This is a genomic window from Pseudomonas sp. AM14(2022) (genome assembly GCF_036346455.1).
GTDB lineage: Bacteria > Pseudomonadota > Gammaproteobacteria > Pseudomonadales > Pseudomonadaceae > Aquipseudomonas > Aquipseudomonas putida_A.
Genome location: NZ_JAOTNY010000004.1, coordinates 236,906 through 254,958, shown reverse-complemented (window position 1 = coordinate 254,958; position 18,053 = coordinate 236,906). Strand labels below are relative to the sequence as shown.

22 protein-coding genes are annotated in these 18,053 nt (G+C 59.9%); 21 read left to right on the top strand and 1 reads right to left on the bottom strand.

The genetic code is table 11. The annotated features are described in order from the left end of the window. Nucleotides 1-106 precede the first annotated feature (106 nt). From rluC to sppA, 3 genes are read left to right on the top strand one after another with little or no spacing between them, the layout of a single operon-like run. Nucleotides 107-1,069, top strand: coding sequence for a 23S rRNA pseudouridine(955/2504/2580) synthase RluC (rluC, locus tag V3W27_RS10630; RefSeq protein WP_007950779.1), 963 nt, complete (start codon nucleotides 107-109; stop codon nucleotides 1,067-1,069). Continuing rightward, entirely contained in the window at nucleotides 1,056-1,718 is a 663-nt protein-coding gene (locus tag V3W27_RS10625) for an HAD-IA family hydrolase (RefSeq protein WP_027612351.1), read from the top strand. Before rluC ends, V3W27_RS10625 begins: the two co-directional genes overlap by 14 nt. Nucleotides 1,719-1,742: 24 nt before the next feature. Continuing rightward, entirely contained in the window at nucleotides 1,743-2,732 is a 990-nt protein-coding gene (gene sppA / locus V3W27_RS10620; RefSeq protein ID WP_027612352.1) for a signal peptide peptidase SppA, read from the top strand. A gap of 53 nt (nucleotides 2,733-2,785) precedes the next feature. Here the strand turns inward: sppA and V3W27_RS10615 are convergent, their stop codons facing one another. Then, nucleotides 2,786-3,364: a Maf family protein gene (locus V3W27_RS10615; protein WP_330206550.1), complete on the bottom strand. Its 579-nt coding sequence runs from the start codon at nucleotides 3,362-3,364 to the stop codon at nucleotides 2,786-2,788. A 105-nt stretch (nucleotides 3,365-3,469) separates the two neighbouring features. Between V3W27_RS10615 and V3W27_RS10610 the strand changes: the two genes are divergently transcribed. The 18 genes from V3W27_RS10610 to V3W27_RS10525 all read left to right on the top strand — a co-directional run bounded on the left by V3W27_RS10610 (nucleotide 3,470) and on the right by V3W27_RS10525 (nucleotide 18,019). Continuing rightward, nucleotides 3,470-3,997, top strand: a complete 528-nt coding sequence (locus tag V3W27_RS10610) for a YceD family protein (protein ID WP_003204262.1) — start codon at nucleotides 3,470-3,472, stop codon at nucleotides 3,995-3,997. 13 nt (nucleotides 3,998-4,010) lie between these two features. Continuing rightward, complete coding sequence (rpmF, locus tag V3W27_RS10605) at nucleotides 4,011-4,193, top strand: 50S ribosomal protein L32 (RefSeq protein WP_003179396.1); 183 nt, start codon at nucleotides 4,011-4,013, stop codon at nucleotides 4,191-4,193. Nucleotides 4,194-4,197: 4 nt separating this feature from the next. Beyond that, nucleotides 4,198-5,208 (top strand): phosphate acyltransferase PlsX, encoded by a 1,011-nt coding sequence (plsX, locus tag V3W27_RS10600; RefSeq protein ID WP_330206549.1) that lies wholly within the window; start codon nucleotides 4,198-4,200, stop codon nucleotides 5,206-5,208. Nucleotides 5,209-5,330: 122 nt separating this feature from the next. Further along, a complete protein-coding gene (gene fabD, locus V3W27_RS10595) occupies nucleotides 5,331-6,269 on the top strand; it encodes an ACP S-malonyltransferase (protein ID WP_096794881.1) in 939 nt (312 codons plus the stop codon). A 16-nt stretch (nucleotides 6,270-6,285) separates the two neighbouring features. After that, on the top strand, nucleotides 6,286-7,026 hold the full coding sequence (gene fabG, locus V3W27_RS10590) for a 3-oxoacyl-ACP reductase FabG (RefSeq protein ID WP_027612356.1): 741 nt from the start codon (nucleotides 6,286-6,288) through the stop codon (nucleotides 7,024-7,026). Between the two features lie 196 nt (nucleotides 7,027-7,222). Beyond that, nucleotides 7,223-7,459, top strand: coding sequence for an acyl carrier protein (gene acpP, locus V3W27_RS10585; RefSeq protein WP_003175607.1), 237 nt, complete (start codon nucleotides 7,223-7,225; stop codon nucleotides 7,457-7,459). A 108-nt stretch (nucleotides 7,460-7,567) separates the two neighbouring features. After that, the gene (gene fabF / locus V3W27_RS10580; RefSeq protein ID WP_027612357.1) at nucleotides 7,568-8,812 is read left to right on the top strand and encodes a beta-ketoacyl-ACP synthase II; all 1,245 of its coding nucleotides are present in this window, start codon (nucleotides 7,568-7,570) and stop codon (nucleotides 8,810-8,812) included. After that, on the top strand, nucleotides 8,812-9,627 hold the full coding sequence (gene pabC / locus V3W27_RS10575; protein WP_330206548.1) for an aminodeoxychorismate lyase: 816 nt from the start codon (nucleotides 8,812-8,814) through the stop codon (nucleotides 9,625-9,627). The genes fabF and pabC overlap by 1 nt, the downstream gene beginning before the upstream one ends. Before the next feature lie 3 nt (nucleotides 9,628-9,630). Beyond that, a complete protein-coding gene (gene mltG, locus V3W27_RS10570) occupies nucleotides 9,631-10,827 on the top strand; it encodes an endolytic transglycosylase MltG (RefSeq protein ID WP_135296333.1) in 1,197 nt (398 codons plus the stop codon). 19 nt (nucleotides 10,828-10,846) lie between these two features. Further along, nucleotides 10,847-11,479 (top strand): dTMP kinase, encoded by a 633-nt coding sequence (gene tmk, locus V3W27_RS10565; protein WP_285373294.1) that lies wholly within the window; start codon nucleotides 10,847-10,849, stop codon nucleotides 11,477-11,479. Continuing rightward, on the top strand, nucleotides 11,472-12,455 hold the full coding sequence (locus V3W27_RS10560) for a DNA polymerase III subunit delta' (RefSeq protein WP_027612361.1): 984 nt from the start codon (nucleotides 11,472-11,474) through the stop codon (nucleotides 12,453-12,455). Before tmk ends, V3W27_RS10560 begins: the two co-directional genes overlap by 8 nt. 42 nt (nucleotides 12,456-12,497) lie before the next feature. Further along, nucleotides 12,498-12,854: a PilZ domain-containing protein gene (locus V3W27_RS10555; RefSeq protein ID WP_027612362.1), complete on the top strand. Its 357-nt coding sequence runs from the start codon at nucleotides 12,498-12,500 to the stop codon at nucleotides 12,852-12,854. Between the two features lie 15 nt (nucleotides 12,855-12,869). Beyond that, a complete protein-coding gene (locus V3W27_RS10550; protein WP_330206547.1) occupies nucleotides 12,870-13,661 on the top strand; it encodes a TatD family hydrolase in 792 nt (263 codons plus the stop codon). A 352-nt stretch (nucleotides 13,662-14,013) separates the two neighbouring features. Then, nucleotides 14,014-14,652, top strand: a complete 639-nt coding sequence (locus V3W27_RS10545; RefSeq protein WP_007950805.1) for a TetR/AcrR family transcriptional regulator — start codon at nucleotides 14,014-14,016, stop codon at nucleotides 14,650-14,652. Between the two features lie 137 nt (nucleotides 14,653-14,789). Then, nucleotides 14,790-15,758, top strand: coding sequence for a GTP 3',8-cyclase MoaA (locus tag V3W27_RS10540; RefSeq protein WP_098965014.1), 969 nt, complete (start codon nucleotides 14,790-14,792; stop codon nucleotides 15,756-15,758). A 169-nt stretch (nucleotides 15,759-15,927) separates the two neighbouring features. Beyond that, complete coding sequence (locus V3W27_RS10535; RefSeq protein ID WP_330206546.1) at nucleotides 15,928-16,533, top strand: DUF4823 domain-containing protein; 606 nt, start codon at nucleotides 15,928-15,930, stop codon at nucleotides 16,531-16,533. A gap of 15 nt (nucleotides 16,534-16,548) precedes the next feature. Then, nucleotides 16,549-17,109 carry a DUF1285 domain-containing protein gene (locus V3W27_RS10530; RefSeq protein ID WP_330206545.1) on the top strand — a complete coding sequence of 187 codons (561 nt, stop codon included), beginning with the start codon at nucleotides 16,549-16,551 and terminating at the stop codon, nucleotides 17,107-17,109. A 193-nt stretch (nucleotides 17,110-17,302) separates the two neighbouring features. Next, a complete protein-coding gene (locus tag V3W27_RS10525) occupies nucleotides 17,303-18,019 on the top strand; it encodes a FadR/GntR family transcriptional regulator (RefSeq protein ID WP_047598787.1) in 717 nt (238 codons plus the stop codon). Nucleotides 18,020-18,053: the final 34 nt, after the last annotated feature.

The following is an 18,053-nucleotide window of genomic DNA, read 5'->3' as shown; positions in this document are numbered from 1 at the left end:
GTTTTTGACCGTGGTTCCGCTGTCCAGGCCGCTTTTGGCGGCGTTCGCGACTATAGCAGCAATGATTAAGTGCTTCAATTCCATAAAAATTGTTATCATCCGCGGCATGACAACTACTGCCCCTTCGACTCCAGGCGTTCAACTGCTTGAAGTCTCGCCGGAGTATGCCGGCCAACGAATCGACAATTTCCTCCTTGCCCGGCTCAAAGGCGTGCCCAAGACCTTGATTTACCGCATTTTGCGTAAAGGCGAAGTGCGCGTGAACAAGGGGCGGATCAAGCCCGAATACAAGCTGCAGGCCGGCGATATCGTGCGCGTGCCGCCGGTTCGTGTGCCTGAGCGCGACGAACCGGTGCCATTGGCCCAGGGTCTGTTACAGCGCCTGGAAGCCTCGATTGTCTACGAAGACAAAGCCCTGATCGTGATCAACAAGCCCGCCGGCATTGCGGTTCACGGCGGCAGTGGCTTGAATTACGGGGTGATCGAAGCCTTTCGTCAGTTGCGCCCCGATGCCAAGGAACTGGAGCTGGTTCACCGTCTCGACCGTGACACCTCCGGCCTGCTGATGATCGCCAAGAAGCGCAGCATGTTGCGGCACTTGCACGCCGCCTTGCGCGGTGACGGTGTCGACAAGCGTTACATGGCGCTGGTGCGCGGCAATTGGGCGACCTCGATCAAGCAAGTCCGTGCGGCGCTGGGCAAGAGCAATCTGCGCTCCGGCGAGCGCATGGTCGAGGTCGACGAGGAGGAGGGCAAGGAGTCGGTGACCGTGTTCAAGGTCCTGCGTCGTTTCGGCGACTTTGCCACTCTGATCGAAGCCAAGCCGATCACCGGGCGCACCCATCAGATCCGCGTCCACACCTTGCACGCCGGGCACTGCATTGCTGGCGACACCAAGTACGGGGATGACGGTTTCAGCAAGGAAATCCGTGATCTGGGCGGCAAGCGTCTGTTCCTGCACGCCTACATGCTGACCGTGCCGCTGCCCGATGGCGGCGAGCTCAAGTTGCAGGCGCCGGTGGATGAAATGTGGGCCAAGACCGTGGAGCGATTGAGTGCGCCCATCTGATTACAAGCTGCTGATTTTCGATTGGGACGGCACCCTCGCTGATTCCATTGGTCGGATTGTCGAGGCGATGCATTCTGCGTCCGCGCGTTCCGGTTTCGAGTTGCGTGATGATTTTGCCGTCAAGGGCATCATCGGTCTGGGCTTGCCCGAGGCGATCCGCACCTTGTACCCGGACATCAGCGATGCCGAGATGACCCTGTTTCGCGAGTATTACGCCGACCACTACATCGCGGCAGAAGCCGTGCCTTCGCCGTTGTTCGAAGGCGTAGTGGAGTCGATGGCGTCGTTTCGCGAGCAGGGCTACCACCTGGCGGTCGCGACCGGCAAGAATCGTCGTGGACTGGATCGGGTGCTCAAGGCCAATGGCTGGGAAGATTATTTCGATATCACCCGTGCCGCCGACGAGACCGCGAGCAAGCCGCATCCGCTGATGCTCGAGCAGATTCTCGCGCATTGTCGCGTGCGGCCCGAGCAGGCGCTGATGGTCGGGGATTCGTCCTTCGATCTGCTGATGGCACGCAATGCGGGTATGGCGTCGGTGGCGGTCAGCTACGGCGCGCAGTCGATCGAGTCGCTGCAGCAGTTCGAGCCGCGCCTGTCGATCGACCGTTTTAGTGAATTGCACGCCTGGCTGGGGCAGCAGGCTTAATACGTTTTTGCTGGGGTACAGCGCATGACCGACGAATGGAAAGCACCGGCCAAGGCAAGTGCCGACGACGGTGACGAGAAAAGCTGGAAGCTGCTGGAAAAGACTTTGCTGGCCAGTGTGCAGGAGCAGCGTCGCTCGCGGCGTTGGGGGATCTTCTTCAAGCTGCTGACGTTTGTTTATCTGTTTGTTGCGCTGATCCTGTTCACGCCGCTGATGGACATGGAAAAGAGCGCCACCCGTGGCCCGAACTACACCGCGCTGATCGACGTCACCGGCATGATCGCCGACAAGGAGCCTGCGAGCGCTGACAATATTGTCGGCAGCCTGCGTGCAGCCTTCGAGGACAAGAAGGTCAAGGGTGTGATCCTGCGGATCAACAGTCCTGGCGGCAGTCCGGTGCAGTCGGGTTATGTGTATGACGAGATCAAACGTCTGCGCGGTCTGCACCCGGATACCAAGGTGTATGCGGTGATTTCCGATCTCGGTGCGTCCGGTGCCTATTACATCGCCAGTGCTGCGGATCAGATCTATGCCGACAAGGCCAGTCTGGTCGGCTCCATTGGTGTAACGGCGGCCGGTTACGGGTTTGTCGGCACCATGGACAAGCTCGGCGTCGAGCGTCGCACTTATACCTCGGGCGAGCACAAATCGTTTCTGGATCCGTTCCAGCCGCAGAAGCCTGACGAAACCGCATTCTGGCAGACCGTGCTGGATACCACGCACAAGCAGTTCATCAATAGCGTCAAGCAGGGTCGTGGCGATCGCTTGAAGGACAAGGAGCATCCGGAGCTGTTCTCCGGGTTGGTCTGGTCCGGCGAGCAGGCGCTGCCGTTGGGCTTGATCGATGGCCTGGGCAATGCCAGTTCGGTGGCGCGCGACGTAATTGGCGAGAAAGAGCTGGTGGATTTCACTGTGCAGGAATCGCCGTTCGACCGCTTCTCGAAGAAACTTGGCGCCAGTGTGGCTGAGCAGTTGGCGATGTGGATGGGGTTCCACGGGCCTTCGTTGCGTTAAGCCTGGTGCAGTGTTGAAAAGAAACCGGCCTCAATGGCCGGTTTTTTTGTGCGTTAAGGGATTTGCACGCCCTCGGCCAGCAGCATGTCGATCAGGCGAATCAGCGGCAGGCCGATCAGGCTGGTGGCGTCAGGCCCTTTGGTGGATTGGAACAGGCTCACGCCCAAACCTTCGGCCTTGAAGCTGCCGGCGCAGTCGTAGGGCTGCTCCAGGCGCAGGTAGCGTTCAATTCGCGCCTCGTCGAGCTGACGCATGTGCACGGTAAACGGCACGCAGTCGACCTGGCAGTGGCCGGTCTGGCTGTTGAGCAGGGCCAGGCCGGTGAGGAAGGTCACGCTGGCGCCGCTGGCGGCGAGTAGTTGCTCGCGAGCCTTGTCGAAGGTGTGTGGCTTGCCGATGATCTGATCGCCGAGCACTGCGACCTGGTCCGAGCCAATAATCAGATGAGCGGGATGGCTCGCGGCGAGTGCGCGGGCTTTCTGTTCGGCGAGGCGCTTGACCAGTTCGATGGCGGATTCGCCCGGTCGGTGGCTTTCGTCGATATCCGGCGAGCTGCAGACGAACGGCAGGTGCAGGCGGGCGAGCAATTCCCGGCGATAAGTCGAGCTTGAGGCGAGTAATAAAGGCAGCATTGGCGTCTCCTGAGGCAGGTGCGAATTCTAGCGGAGGCACGCAAGTGACGGACAGGGCACAATTTCCTTTGACATGGGTGGGTGCATCCCTATAATGCTGCGCCTATGTTGAATGACCCGATTCCACCTCACGTTGACCCGCGCAAATTGGCTGACCGTGGCACCACCCTTCAAGGTGAACTGCTGCTGGCCGATTTGAAGAGACTCTGCGACCCGCTTTCCGACGATGTCGGTACGGTGCAGGCCAAATTCGTTTTTGAACGAGATGAACGTAAATCTGTGGTGATCCACAGCTTTATCGACACCGAAGTCAAAATGGTTTGCCAGCGTTGTCTTGAGCTGGTCACCCTGCCGATCCACAGCGAATGCAGTTACGCTGTAGTGAAGGAGGGTGCGAATACCCAGTCGTTACCGAAAGGTTATGACGTGCTGGAACTGGGCGAAGATCCATTGGATCTGCAGTCACTGATCGAGGAGGAGCTTCTGCTCGCCTTGCCCATTGTGCCTGCTCATCATCCGGAAGAATGCCAGCAGCCGGCGGGAGCAGATGAACCCGAACCGAGCGAGGACGAGGTAACGCGGTCCAACCCGTTCAGTGTATTGGCGCAGTTAAAGCGTGACCCAAACGTTTAGGAGTTAATCAATTATGGCTGTTCAGCAGAACAAAAAATCCCGCTCTGCCCGTGACATGCGCCGTTCGCACGACGCTCTCGAGGCTAGCACCCTGTCTGTAGAAAAAACCACTGGTGAAGTTCACCTGCGTCACCACGTATCGCCAGAAGGCGTATACCGTGGCCGTAAAGTGATCGACAAGGGCGCTGACGAGTAATCACTTGTCCGCTCAAATCATCGCGATTGACGCAATGGGCGGGGACTTCGGTCCCCGCAGCATTGTTCAGGCCAGCCTTGCTTGCCTTTCTGCTACGCCCTCGCTGCACCTGACCCTCGTCGGTCAACCCTCCCTACTTGAAGAACTGATCAACGGCCAATCGGCTGCCGATCGCGCGCGCCTGACAATTGTCCCGGCGTCTGAAGTCATCACCATGGACGAAAAGCCGACCCAGGCCTTGCGTGGCAAGCCGGACTCGTCGATGCGTGTCGCCCTTGAACTGGTGCGTGACGGCAAGGCTCAGGCCTGTGTCAGTGCTGGCAATACCGGGGCGTTGATGGCGCTGTCGCGATTTGTGCTCAAGACCTTGCCGGGGATTGATCGGCCGGCGATGGTGGCGGCGATTCCGACGCAGAAGGGGTATTGCCAGTTGCTCGACCTGGGCGCCAACGTCGATTGCAGCGCCGAGCATCTATTGCAGTTCGCGGTGATGGGCTCGGTGGCGGCGCAGACGCTGGGCATCGCCCGGCCGCGTGTCGCGTTGCTGAATATCGGCACCGAGGACATCAAGGGCAATCAGCAGGTCAAGCTGGCGGCGACCTTGTTGCAGGCGGCGCGCGGCATTAACTATATCGGTTTTGTCGAGGGCGATGGCCTGTATCGCGGCGAGGCGGATGTGGTGGTCTGTGACGGTTTTGTCGGCAATATCCTGCTCAAGTCCAGCGAAGGCCTGGCGACGATGATCGCCGCGCGCATTGAGGCCTTGTTCAGGAAAAACTTTGCTTCCCGCGTGGTAGGTGCTTTGGCCCTGCCATTGATGAAGCGCCTGCAGGCGGATCTCGCACCAGCGCGACATAACGGCGCAAGCTTCCTCGGCTTGCAGGGTATCGTGGTGAAAAGTCACGGTTCGGCCGGGGTTCAGGGCTTTCAGAGTGCGATTCAGCGCGCGCTGATCGAGATTCAGGAGAACCTGCCCGAGCGCCTCCACGGTCGTCTGGAGGATTTGTTGTCTTAGGCGTTTTCGTCGGACAATGCTTAAATGTGACCGCCCGGTTCAAAGGGCCATCCAACTGTCAGTTTCTTGCGTCCCCCAGTGGGGCGTCATTTTCGACGACAAGATCATTAGGGGCTTGTTACATGTCTGCTTCCCTCGCATTCGTCTTTCCAGGACAGGGTTCGCAGTCCCTCGGCATGCTGGCCGAGCTGGGCGCGGAATATCCGTTGATCCTCGAAACCTTCAAAGAAGCCTCCGCTGCTCTGGGCTATGACCTGTGGGCACTGACCCAGCAGGGCCCGGAAGAGCTGCTCAATCAAACCGACAAAACCCAACCGGCCATTCTGACCGCTTCGATCGCTCTGTGGCGTCTGTGGCTGGCTGAAGGTGGCGCGCGTCCGGCATTTGTTGCCGGTCACAGCCTGGGTGAATACAGCGCGCTGGTTGCTGCCGGCAGCCTGAGCCTGGCTGACGCGGTGAGGCTCGTTGAGCGCCGTGGACAGTTGATGCAGGAAGCCGTTCCGGCCGGGCAGGGCGGCATGGCTGCCATCCTCGGTCTGGAAGATGCCGACGTGCTGGCAGCCTGTGCCGAAGCGGCGCAGGGCGAAGTGGTCAGCGCGGTGAACTTCAACTCGCCGGGTCAGGTAGTGATTGCCGGCGCCAAGGCTGCGGTTGAACGTGCCATCGAGGGCTGCAAGGCCCGTGGCGCCAAGCGTGCCATGCCGTTGCCAGTGAGCGTGCCATCGCACTGCGAACTGATGCGTCCGGCTGCCGAGCGCTTTGCCGAATCCATCGCCGCCATCGACTGGCAGGCGCCGCAGATCCCGGTCGTACAGAACGTCAGCGCGCAAGTGCCGGCCGATCTGGAGACCCTCAAGCGTGATCTGCTCGAACAACTGTACAAGCCCGTTCGCTGGGTTGAATCGGTTCAGACGCTGGCTGCCAAAAGCGCTACCAGTCTGGTCGAGTGCGGCCCGGGCAAAGTGCTGGCCGGTCTGAACAAACGTTGCGCCGAAGGCGTTTCGACTTCCAATCTCAATACCCCAGACGCTTTCGCTGCCGCCCGTGCAGCGCTGGCCTGAATCAGGAGAAACTTGCATGAGTCTGCAAGGTAAAGTTGCACTGGTCACCGGTGCAAGCCGCGGTATCGGCCAGGCTATCGCACTGGAACTGGGTCGTCAGGGCGCCATCGTTGTTGGCACTGCGACCTCCGCCAAGGGTGCCGAGGCGATTGCTGCCACGCTCAAGGAGCACGGCATTCAAGGTACCGGCCTGGAGCTGAACGTCACCAGCGACGAATCCGTTGCCGCCGTGATCGCGAGCATTCAGGAGCAGTTCGGCGCGCCGGCGATTCTGGTCAATAATGCCGGCATCACCCGCGATAACCTGATGATGCGCATGAAAGACGATGAATGGTACGACGTGATCGATACCAACCTGAACAGTCTGTATCGCCTGTCCAAGGGCGTTTTGCGTGGCATGACCAAGGCGCGCTGGGGCCGAATTATCAGTATTGGCTCGGTGGTGGGTGCCATGGGCAACGCAGGCCAAGTAAACTATGCAGCCGCCAAGGCCGGTCTGGAAGGTTTCAGCCGTGCGATGGCGCGTGAAGTCGGTTCGCGTTCGATTACGGTCAACTCGGTAACCCCTGGGTTCATCGACACCGATATGACCCGCGAACTGCCGGAAGCACAGCGTGAAGCCTTGCAGACGCAGATTCCGCTGGGCCGTCTGGGACAAGCTCAAGAGATCGCCTCGGTGGTCGCTTTTCTTGCATCCGACGGTGCGGCATACGTCACTGGGGCTACAATCCCGGTGAACGGTGGGATGTACATGTAAGTAAAATGTGACGGATTGCTTCAAAAAAATGTCATACGAGCTGTCTAAAATCCGTTATAAAGCTGCAATCTATTTATAGGCAGAGGGCCGCAGGGTTTGAGGAGTGAAGCTTTCAGTTGAAAAGCTGAAAAGCCTTTCTATACACTTACCCACTGGCCAGCTGCCTGAATTTGTCCATTAGGAGTGAAAACAAGGTATGAGCACCATCGAAGAGCGCGTCAAGAAAATCGTTGCCGAGCAACTGGGCGTTAAAGAAGAAGAAGTGGTCAACACTGCTTCCTTCGTTGAAGACCTGGGTGCCGACTCCCTTGACACCGTTGAGCTGGTGATGGCTCTGGAAGAGGAATTCGAGACCGAAATCCCTGACGAAGAAGCTGAGAAGATCACTACTGTACAAGCTGCAATCGACTACGTTACTAGCCACCAGGCGTAATAGTTTGTAATCGTTGTCTGCTGTCATGGAAAAACCGCACTGCCATCATGGCGTGCGGTTTTTTCTTTAGGCCTGATGCAAAGTCGTCATTTGAAAAAGGAGAGTGCTGTGTCGCGTAGACGCGTCGTAGTCACCGGTATGGGTATGTTGTCGCCACTGGGCACGGATGTGCCGAGCAGTTGGCAGGGCATTCTGGCTGGCCGCAGTGGCATTGGTCTGATCGAACACACCGACCTTTCTGCCTATTCCACCCGTTTTGGCGGCTCGGTAAAGGGCTTCAATGTCGAGGAATACCTGTCGGTCAAGGAAGCACGCAAGCTCGACCTGTTCATTCAGTACGGTCTGGCCGCGGGTTTTCAGGCTGTTCGCAACGCCGGTCTGGAAGTCACCGACGCCAACCGTGAGCGCATTGGCGTGGCCATGGGCTCGGGCATCGGCGGTCTGACCAACATCGAAGAAACCAGCCGTACCCTGCATGAGACGGGCCCGCGTCGAATTTCGCCATTCTTCGTGCCAGGCTCGATCATCAATATGATTTCCGGTTTTCTGTCCATCCACCTGGGTGCACAGGGGCCGAACTACGCCATTTCCACTGCCTGTACCACCGGTACGCACTGCATTGGCATGGCGGCGCGCAACATCATGTACGACGAGGCCGACGTAATGATCGCCGGCGGTGCCGAGATGGCCGCGTGCGGTCTGGGCATGGGCGGCTTCGGCGCGTCCCGTGCGCTGTCGACCCGCAACGACGAGCCGACTCGCGCCAGTCGTCCATGGGACAAGGGCCGTGATGGCTTCGTGCTGTCTGACGGTGCCGGTGCGCTGGTACTCGAAGAACTCGAGCACGCCAAGGCCCGTGGCGCCACGATCTACGCCGAGCTGATCGGCTTCGGCACCAGTGGCGATGCGTTCCACATGACGTCGCCACCCGCTGATGGCGCTGGTGCAGCGCGCTGCATCACCAATGCGCTGCGCGATGCGAAGATCAACATCGACCAGGTGCAGTACATTAACGCCCACGGTACTTCGACCCCGGCCGGCGACCTTGCCGAAGCCAACGCGATCAAGACCGTGTTCGGTGAGCACGCCTACAACCTGGCGGTCAGCTCCACCAAGTCCATGACCGGTCACCTGTTGGGTGCGGCGGGCGCGGTCGAGGCGATCTTCAGCGTACTGGCGATCAACAGTCAGGTGGCACCGCCGACGATCAACCTCGATGAGCCGGATGAAGGCTGCGATCTCGATTTCGTGCCGCACACTGCGCGCAACATGGACATCGACGTCGTACTGTCCAACTCCTTCGGGTTTGGCGGCACCAACGGCACATTGGCATTCCGTCGGTTCGCCGGGTGATGGACAGCTGGGTCGACGGTCAGCCGGCTGACGCTCTGTCGCTGAAAGATCGCGGCCTGGCTTATGGCGATGGGCTGTTCGAGACCATTGCCGTGCACGGCGGCCAGCCGATATTGCTGGATCGTCACCTGACGCGTTTGGCCGAGGGCTGCTCGCGTCTGGCCATCGCCGCGGATATCGAGCGGGTTCGCAGCGAGCTACTGGCTTATGCCGCGGCAATGGGCGAGGGCGTGCTCAAGCTCATTCTCACTCGTGGTGACGGCTTGCGTGGCTACGCGCCCGATCCTGCGGCGCAGGGCCGACGCATTTTGCAAGGCAACCCGCCTGCGGCTTATCCTGCCGTGCATGGCGAGCAGGGCGTGCGTCTGTTTCCCTGCGTCACACGGTTGTCGAATCAGCCGTTGCTGGCCGGGCTCAAGCATCTGAATCGTCTGGAGCAAGTGCTCGCCCGCGCCGAATGGCACGATGGCGAACATGCCGAAGGCTTGATGCTCGATCAGGCCGGGCGCGTCATCGAAGGCGTGTTCAGCAACCTGTTTCTGGTGCGCGACGGCGTACTGATCACCCCGGATCTGAAGCGCTGTGGCGTGGCCGGTGTGATGCGTGCTGAAATATTGTTTCAGGCCGAGTCATTGGCCATCCCCATCCAAATCACCGACATCAGCCTCGAACAGCTGCAATGGGCTGATGAAGTCTTCATGTGCAACAGCGTGTATGGCGTCTGGCCGGTACGCGCCTACGCTGCACTGAGCTGGCCGGTTGGCCCGCTCACCCGTAAACTGCAAACCATTGCCCGTGCGCTACTGGATGCCTGATTCGTGAGACGTAAACTCTTGCTGCTGCTGGAAACCGGACTGGTTCTGGCAGGGCTGCTGATGGGCGCCAGCGCCTGGAAAATTCATTCGGCGCTGGAACAGCCCCTGAACATCACGCAGGAAGAACTGCTGGATGTGCCGAAAGGCTCGACGCCGACCCGTACCTTTCTTGAACTTGAAACCGATGGGGTCATCAAGGACGCCTTCTGGTTGCGCATCTACTGGCGCTTCAATCTGGCCGGCACACCGATCCATACCGGCGAATACCGCATGCAGCCGGGCATGACTGTCAACGGTCTGATCGACCTGTGGAAGCGCGGCGAAGTGGTGCAGTACAGCCTGACACTGGTCGAGGGCTGGAATTTCCACCAGGTCCGTGCCGCGCTGGCAAAAGACGAAAAGATCGAGCAGACCCTCAAGGGCTTGAGCGACAGCGAAGTGATGGAGAAAATCGGTCATCGCGGGCTGTTCCCGGAAGGGCGATTCTTCCCGGATACCTACCGCTTTGTGCGCGGTGTTTCCGACGTCGAATTGCTGAAGAAAGCCTTCGACCGCCTCGACGAGGTGTTGGCCAAGGAGTGGGAGAACCGCTCCGCTGATGCGCCGTACAGCGAGCCATATCAGGCGCTGATCATGGCCTCGCTGGTAGAGAAGGAAACCGGTGTGCCGCAGGAGCGTGGGCAGATTGCCGGCGTGTTTGTGCGCCGTATGGCGCTGGGCATGCAGTTGCAGACCGACCCGACCGTGATCTACGGCCTGGGCGATCGCTACACCGGCAAGTTGACCCGTGCTCATCTCAAGGAGCCGACGCCCTACAACACCTATGTGATTCCCGGATTACCGCCGACGCCGATTGCCATGGTCGGTCGCGAGGCGATTCATGCCGCGCTCAATCCGGTGGAAGGTAACAGTCTGTATTTTGTCGCCCGTGGCGACGGTAGCCATGTGTTCTCCGATGATCTGGATGCGCACAACAGCGCGGTGCGCGAGTTCCAGCTCAAGCGCCGCGCCGATTACCGCTCCAGCCCGGCCCCGGCAAATACGCCGACCGCTCCGGCTACTGCGACCGAGGAGGCGACTCCTGCGGCATCTCCTGATACCGCGCCTGAAGCGCTGCCACAGGTTCCCGCTCAGGAACCCGCGCCGACGCCGGCTCCTGCTGCCGAACCCGCGACGACCGCACCGCAGAACGCGCAATGACTTTGATTAAGGACTGCCTGTGACTGGCTTGTTTATTACCCTGGAAGGCCCGGAAGGCGCCGGCAAGAGCACCAACCGCGAATACCTCGCCGAGCGCCTGCGCGCCGAAGGTGTCGAAGTAGTGCTGACCCGCGAACCCGGGGGTACGCCACTCGCCGAGCGCATTCGCGATGTGCTGCTGGCCCCGGCCGATGAAGTCATGAACCCCGATACCGAGCTGTTGCTGGTGTTCGCCGCGCGCGCCCAGCATCTGGCCGAAGTGATCCGTCCGGCGCTGGCTCGCGGCGCGGTGGTGCTGTGCGATCGTTTCACTGATTCGACATACGCCTATCAGGGTGGCGGTCGCGGTTTGTCGCTGGAACGCATCGCCGCGCTGGAGACGTTCGTTCAGGGCGACCTGCGTCCGGATCTGACGCTGATTTTCGATCTGCCGGTGGAAATCGGCCTGGCCCGCGCCACTGCCCGTGGCCGTCTGGACCGATTTGAACTGGAAGGCCGGGCGTTTTTCGAAGCGGTACGCAACGCGTTTCTGCAACGCGCCGAGGCTGATCCGGCGCGTTATGTGCGCATCGATGCCGGTCAGTCATTGGTCAAGGTTCAGCAAGCGCTGGATACCTTGATTCCGAACTTGCTGGAGCTGATTCGTGGCTGAGGCCTATCCATGGCAGGACAGCCTCTGGCAGCAACTGGCCGGACGTAGCCAGCACGCCCACGCGTACTTGCTGCACGGCCCGGCCGGGATCGGCAAGCGCGCGTTGGCCGAGCGCCTGATGGCCAGCCTGCTGTGTCAGCGGCCGACGCCCGAGGCGTGCGGCGAGTGCAAGTCCTGCCTGCTGCTCAAGGCCGGCAGCCATCCGGACAATTACATCCTTGAGCCGGAAGAAGCCGACAAGGCGATCAAGGTCGATCAGGTCCGTGATCTGGTCAGTTTCGTGGTGCAGACCGCGCAACTGGGCGGGCGCAAGGTGGTGCTGATCGAGCCGGTGGAGTCGATGAACATCAACGCCGCCAACGCCTTGCTCAAGAGCCTCGAAGAGCCGTCCGGCGATACCGTGTTGTTGCTGGTCAGCCACCAGCCGAGCCGTTTGCTGCCGACAATCAAGAGCCGCTGCGTGCAGCAGGCATGTCCGCTGCCGGGCGAGGCCATGAGCCTGCAGTGGCTGGCGCAAGCGCTGCCGGAGTGTTCCGAAGAGGAACGCGTCGAATTGCTGACGCTAGCGGCTGGTTCGCCGTTGGCGGCAGTCAGCCTGCAGTCCCAGGGCGTGCGTGAACAGCGGGCGCAGGTGGTCGAAGGGGTGAAGAAGCTGCTCAAACAGCAGCAATCGCCGACGCAACTGGCCGAAGAGTGGAAAAGCATTCCGATGCTGCGCCTGTTCGACTGGTTCTGTGACTGGTCGAGCCTGATCCTGCGCTACCAACTGACCCAGGATGAAGCCGGCCTCGGTCTGAGCGACATGCGCAAAGTCGTGCAGTACCTGGCGCAAAAAAGCGCCCAAGGCAAAGTCCTCGATATTCAGGACTGGATTCTCGCCCAGCGGCAGAAAGTCCTGAGCAAAGCCAACCTCAATCCGGCACTGCTGCTGGAAGCGTTGTTGGTGCAATGGGCGGGATTGCCTGGTCAAAGATAAGAATGTGTACCTAGACTCTGAACATCAGCAGTGGAGGTCAACATGAATGAAGCCATCAGCCCGGGGCCGCGCAACGGCATCCTGTCCCTGACGATCAAGGACAAATCGGTGCTTTACGCCGCCTACATGCCGTTCATCAAGAACGGTGGCCTGTTCATCCCGACCAACAAGAGCTACAAGTTGGGCGACGAGGTGTTCATGCTGCTGAACCTGATGGACGAGGCGGAGAAGATTCCGGTGGCCGGCAAGGTCGCCTGGATCACCCCCAAAGGTGCTCAGGGCAACCGCGCAGCCGGCGTCGGCGTGCAATTCAATGAAGGCGACAACACCGCCCGCAGTCGCATCGAAACCCATCTGGCCGGAGCACTGAAATCCGACCGTCCCACTCATACGATGTAAGTAGCCGTCTTTTTTATGCTCGTAGATTCCCATTGTCACCTTGATCGCCTCGACCTCGCCGCCCATGACGGTTCGCTGGATGCTGCACTCGATGCGGCTCGCCAGCGAGGGGTAGGACACTTCCTGTGTATCGGCGTGAGTGCCGATAACGCCGCCGACGTCAAAGCCCTCGCCGAGCGCTACGACGACGTCGATTGCTCGGTTGGTGTGCACCCATTGGATGTGCAACCGGGCGCGGCGCCTGCACTTGACTGGCTGCTGCACGAACTCAATCACCCGAAAGTGGTGGCGATCGGTGAAACCGGTCTGGATTATCACTACGAACCGGAAGCCGCCGAGCTGCAGCAGGCATCCTTCCGCCTGCATCTGCAAGCCGCACAGCAGACCGGTAAGCCAGTGATCATCCACACCCGTGGCGCCCGTGCCGATACCCTCGAGCTGCTGCGTGAAGCGGCATTGCCCCAGGCCGGTGTGCTGCATTGCTTCACCGAAGACTGGGACATGGCCAAAGCCGCGCTGGACATGGGCTACTACATTTCCCTGTCGGGCATCGTCACCTTCCGCAATGCCGACGCCCTGCGTGATGTGGCGAGCAACGTGCCGGCCGATCGTCTGCTGGTGGAGACCGATTCGCCGTATCTGGCGCCGATCCCTTATCGCGGCAAGCCGAACCTGCCGCAGTACGTGCGTGAGGTGGCTGAGTTTCTGGCGATGCTGCGTGGGGAGAGCTACGAGCGGTTTGCCGAGCAGACCACCGAGAACTTCAAGCGCCTGTTTCCGCTGGCCTCTGTCAAATCTGCCATGTAGGTCATCGCCAAATCGCAGGCAAAAAAAACCCGGGTTCTGGGGGGTGAATCCGGGTTAAGACCATTAGGAGTAAAACAAAGGCACGCGGTCCCTTGGTACCTTTACCGGCACGGCACTTGGGGGAGATGCCGCCCGACAGTTCAAGTATTGATCAGTCTGGCGTTCAGTCCAGTTAGCCGGTCGGGGTTTTTAAACAAATTTGGAATACGTGCGCTTCAGTTGAGTTCTCATTGCACCCCTGGCGTTCGCAAAATGAACAAGAAACGCAGATATGGTCGGATGATCCGTGCATTTTTGTGCAAGTTAGGCATAATACGCGGCTTCGAATTTTGACCCCTACAGACCTTTTCTTATGCACAAAGAACCTCGTAAGGTCCGTGAGTTTCGTCGCCGCGAGCAAGAAATTCTCGATACCGCGCTCAAGCTGTTCCTCGAACAAGGTGAAGACAGTGTCACCGTCGAGATGATTGCTGATGCCGTGGGTATCGGCAAAGGCACGATCTACAAGCACTTCAAATCCAAGGCCGAGATCTATCTGCGGCTGATGCTCGATTACGAGCGCGATTTGAACGAGCTGCTGCATTCGGCCGATGTCGACAAGGACAAGGAAGCGCTGTCCCGTGCCTACTTCGAATTCCGTATGCGCGACCCTCAGCGCTATCGCCTGTTCGACCGTCTCGAAGAGAAGGTGGTGAAAGGCAATCAGGTGCCGGAAATGGTCGAGGAGCTGCACAAGATCCGTGCCTCGAACTTCGAACGCCTGACCTTGCTCATCAAGGGCCGGATCAGCGAAGGCAAGCTCGAAGACGTGCCGCCGTACTTCCACTACTGCGCGTCCTGGGCGCTGGTGCACGGCGCGGTGGCGCTGTATCACTCGCCGTTCTGGAGCAATGTGCTGGAAGATCAGGAAGGTTTCTTCCAGTTCCTGATGGACATCGGCGTGCGCATGGGCAACAAGCGCAAGCGCGACCCGGAAACACCGAGCAGCTGAATCATTCAGCGGCCTTATTGCGCCATGATTTCGCTACATGACGCAGTACCGCAGGAATATACTCAGGCATAGGGCTTGCTAAAACTTGATTTGTGAGTCAAGTTTTAGCGGCTCGAAATTCTATCGCCGGAGTGATCATGATCGTTGACCGACAAGGCAGGCGTTTTCGCAATTTGCGCATCAGCCTGACTTCAGCCTGCAATTACGCCTGTACCTACTGCGTGCCCAACGGCAAGCGGTTGGTGGCTGCGCAGGATGAGCTGTCGGCCGAGGCCATGGCCCGCGGCGTGGCTTATCTGATCGAAGCCGCCGGCATCGAGCGTTTGCGCATCACCGGTGGCGAGCCGCTGGTCAGCCCCAAACTTGAATCTTTCATGAGCGCCGTCGGCAAGATGGGCCTGGAAGACATCAGCCTGACCACCAATGGTCAACTCCTGGCGAAGAAGCTGCCGCTGCTGGTGGACGCCGGTCTGCGCCGGATCAACGTTTCTCTCGATACCCTGGATGCCGGGGCGTTTCGCAGCATCGCCCGTGGCGGCGATCTGGCGACCGTGCTCGATGGCATGGACCAGGCGAAAGCGGCGGGACTGAAGATCAAGGTCAACATGGTGCCGTTGCGTGGGCAGAACCTGGATCAGGTGATGCCGCTGCTCGATTACTGCCTGGAACGGGGCTATGAGTTGCGTTTCATCGAGTTGATGCGCATGGGCCACCTCGCCACCGACTCCAACGCCTTCCTGCAACAGTTCGTCAGCCTGCAGCAACTGCTGAGCCTGATCGGCGAGCGCTACGAGTACGCCCAGGCTGATGCGCCGGTGGATGCCACAGCCGTGCGCTATGCGATCCCGGGCCGCGGCCATTTCGGCGTGATCGCCAACGAAAGCGTGCCGTTCTGCCGCACCTGTTCGCGCTTGCGTCTGTCGTCGACCGGCTGGCTGCACGGCTGCCTGTCGTCGAGCAATCGTCACTATGTCGGTGATCTGCTCGACAAGCCGCGCCATCAGGCGTTGCCGGCGTTGCAGCGTCTGTTGGTCAAGGCGTTGGGCGACAAGCAGGAAGTGGCGTTCTCCGGTGGTGCGACCGTCATGAAGATTATCGGCGGCTGATCCCTCTTTTTCGCGAGCAGCCTCGCTCCCACAGGGTTTTGCGCAATCCTGTGGGAGCGAGCCTGCTCGCGAAATCGATTCATCATTCGACGAAGATCCTTAGCTGGCGCAAAAGCTGCATCCAACGGCCATTCGCCGGTTTTCCGTCACCGGCTTCTGGAGGATGAGGATGCGTAGCCTGGTTTTGCTGCTGGCCGTTTTGGCGCTTGGCGGCTGTATGACTGTCAGCGATATGGCCGAAGGCACTCGGTATCAGATGAGCGACGCGGGGCTGCTGGATCACAGCGACAGCCGTCGGGTGAACAACTTCCGCATTCAGCCGGATTCGTTCATCTACATCGCTCAGGGCGCATTTGCACCGCCGGGTGGCTTCTATCCGCGCCCGAACGTGGTGGCAGAAGAAGCGTTCAAGGGTTTTGTCGAATACTTCCCGATGGTCCGCCGCGCCCGTGCCCCTGAAGGCCTCGATCAGGCGATGGGCGAAGCCCGCGATGCCGGCGCCCACTACCTGCTGTACACCCGTTTCGCCAAGGCTGACGACCGCATCGGCAACTCCGATGAGTGGCTCGATCAGGAAGCCGTGGATCGCCTCGGCATCGATGGCGGGGTGATTCAGATCATGTTGATCGAGACCAGCACCCAGTATTTGATTGATACTGCACGGATCAAGAGTCGTGGCGGTTTACTGACGTTCCACGATAACAAGCCGGAAGACCTGATCGGCCCGCCGCTGGCGCAATACGCGCGCAGCCTGCTGGGAGTCGGCGACCAATAAACCAAGGAGTACGCCATGAGTGGACCGCAAAAAGCCAATGACCTGTTGGGACAGATCCCCAAAACCAAAGGCCTGCCGCCGGTGCACTTGTGGAACCCGGACTTCTGCGGCGACATCGATATGCGCATCGCCCGCGACGGCACTTGGTATTACCTGGGTACGCCGATCGGGCGCAAGCCGATGGTCAAGCTGTTCTCCACCATCATCCGCCGCGACGGCAATGATTACTTCCTGATTACCCCGGTCGAAAAGGTCGGGATCAAAGTCGACGATGCGCCGTTCGTGGCAATTGCCGTTGAGGTCGAAGGCGAGGGCGAGGCGCAGGTCCTGCGTTTCACCACCAACGTTGAAGAGACCGCCGAGGCCGGGCCGGAACATCCGATCCGCGTCGAGATCGACCCGACCACTCAGGAACCCGCGCCTTACGTGCACGTGCGCGCCAACCTCGAAGCGCTGATTCACCGCAATGTGTTTTACCAACTGGTGGAACTGGCGGTCAGTCGCGAAATCGACGGGCAGCGCTGGTTGGGTGTGTGGAGCGGCGGCGAGTTCTTCCGCATCGGCCTCGAACCTTAAACACAATCCCCCTGTAGGAGTGAGCCTGCTCGCGATAGCGGTGTGTCAGTCACCAGCAACATTGACTGATCCAACGCTATCGCGAGCAGGCTCACTCCTACAGGGGGATTGTGTTTCATTAGAAAATCCCGATTGACTGTTAATCATATGATCATTAGCGTGGACACCCATCGCCAACTGCTTTGAGGTCTCCATGTCCAGCAGCTTTCATGCGTCAACGGTCGATTGGCTGGGCAGCTGGATTGCCGCTGGCCAGGTCAAGCCGGGGCAGGCGATCAAGGTCGAGGCGGATCTGGGCGAGCAGTTAGGTGTCAGCCGCACGGTGATTCGCGAAGCGATCAAGACCCTGGTCGCCAAAGGCATGCTCGAAGTCGGGCCTAAGGTTGGCACTCGCGTGTTACCGGTACGGCGCTGGAACCTGTTCGATCCGCAAGTGGTTGGCTGGCTGTCGCGCAACGGCCTGCCGGAAAACTTTGTTGATGACCTGCTCGACCTGCGCCGCACCATCGAACCGATGGCCGTGCGCTGGGCCTGCGAGCGCGCCAGCCTGGAGCAGATTCACGCGGTGCAACTGGCCTACAACGCGCTGGAACGGGCGGTCGACAGCGGCATTGATTACAACCGTGCCGACCAGGCCTTCCACGAATGCATTCTGGCCGCCAGCCACAACCAGTTCATCGAGCAAATGGTCCCGGCCCTCGGCGCCTTGCTCGCCGTGTCGTTTGAAGTCTCCGCTGCCGACCCCGATGAACTGCGTCGCACCTTGCCGATCCACAAAGACATGGCCGACGCCATTGCTGCCCGTGATTCAGCACGCGGGGTCTGGGCCTGCATGACCTTGATCGACAACGCCGACCTGGCGATCAAACGCTTTTACCCGCAGGTGATGGCCGACAAAAAAGCCAGTTGAAAACACAAATCCCCGTGTAGGAGTGAGCCTGCTC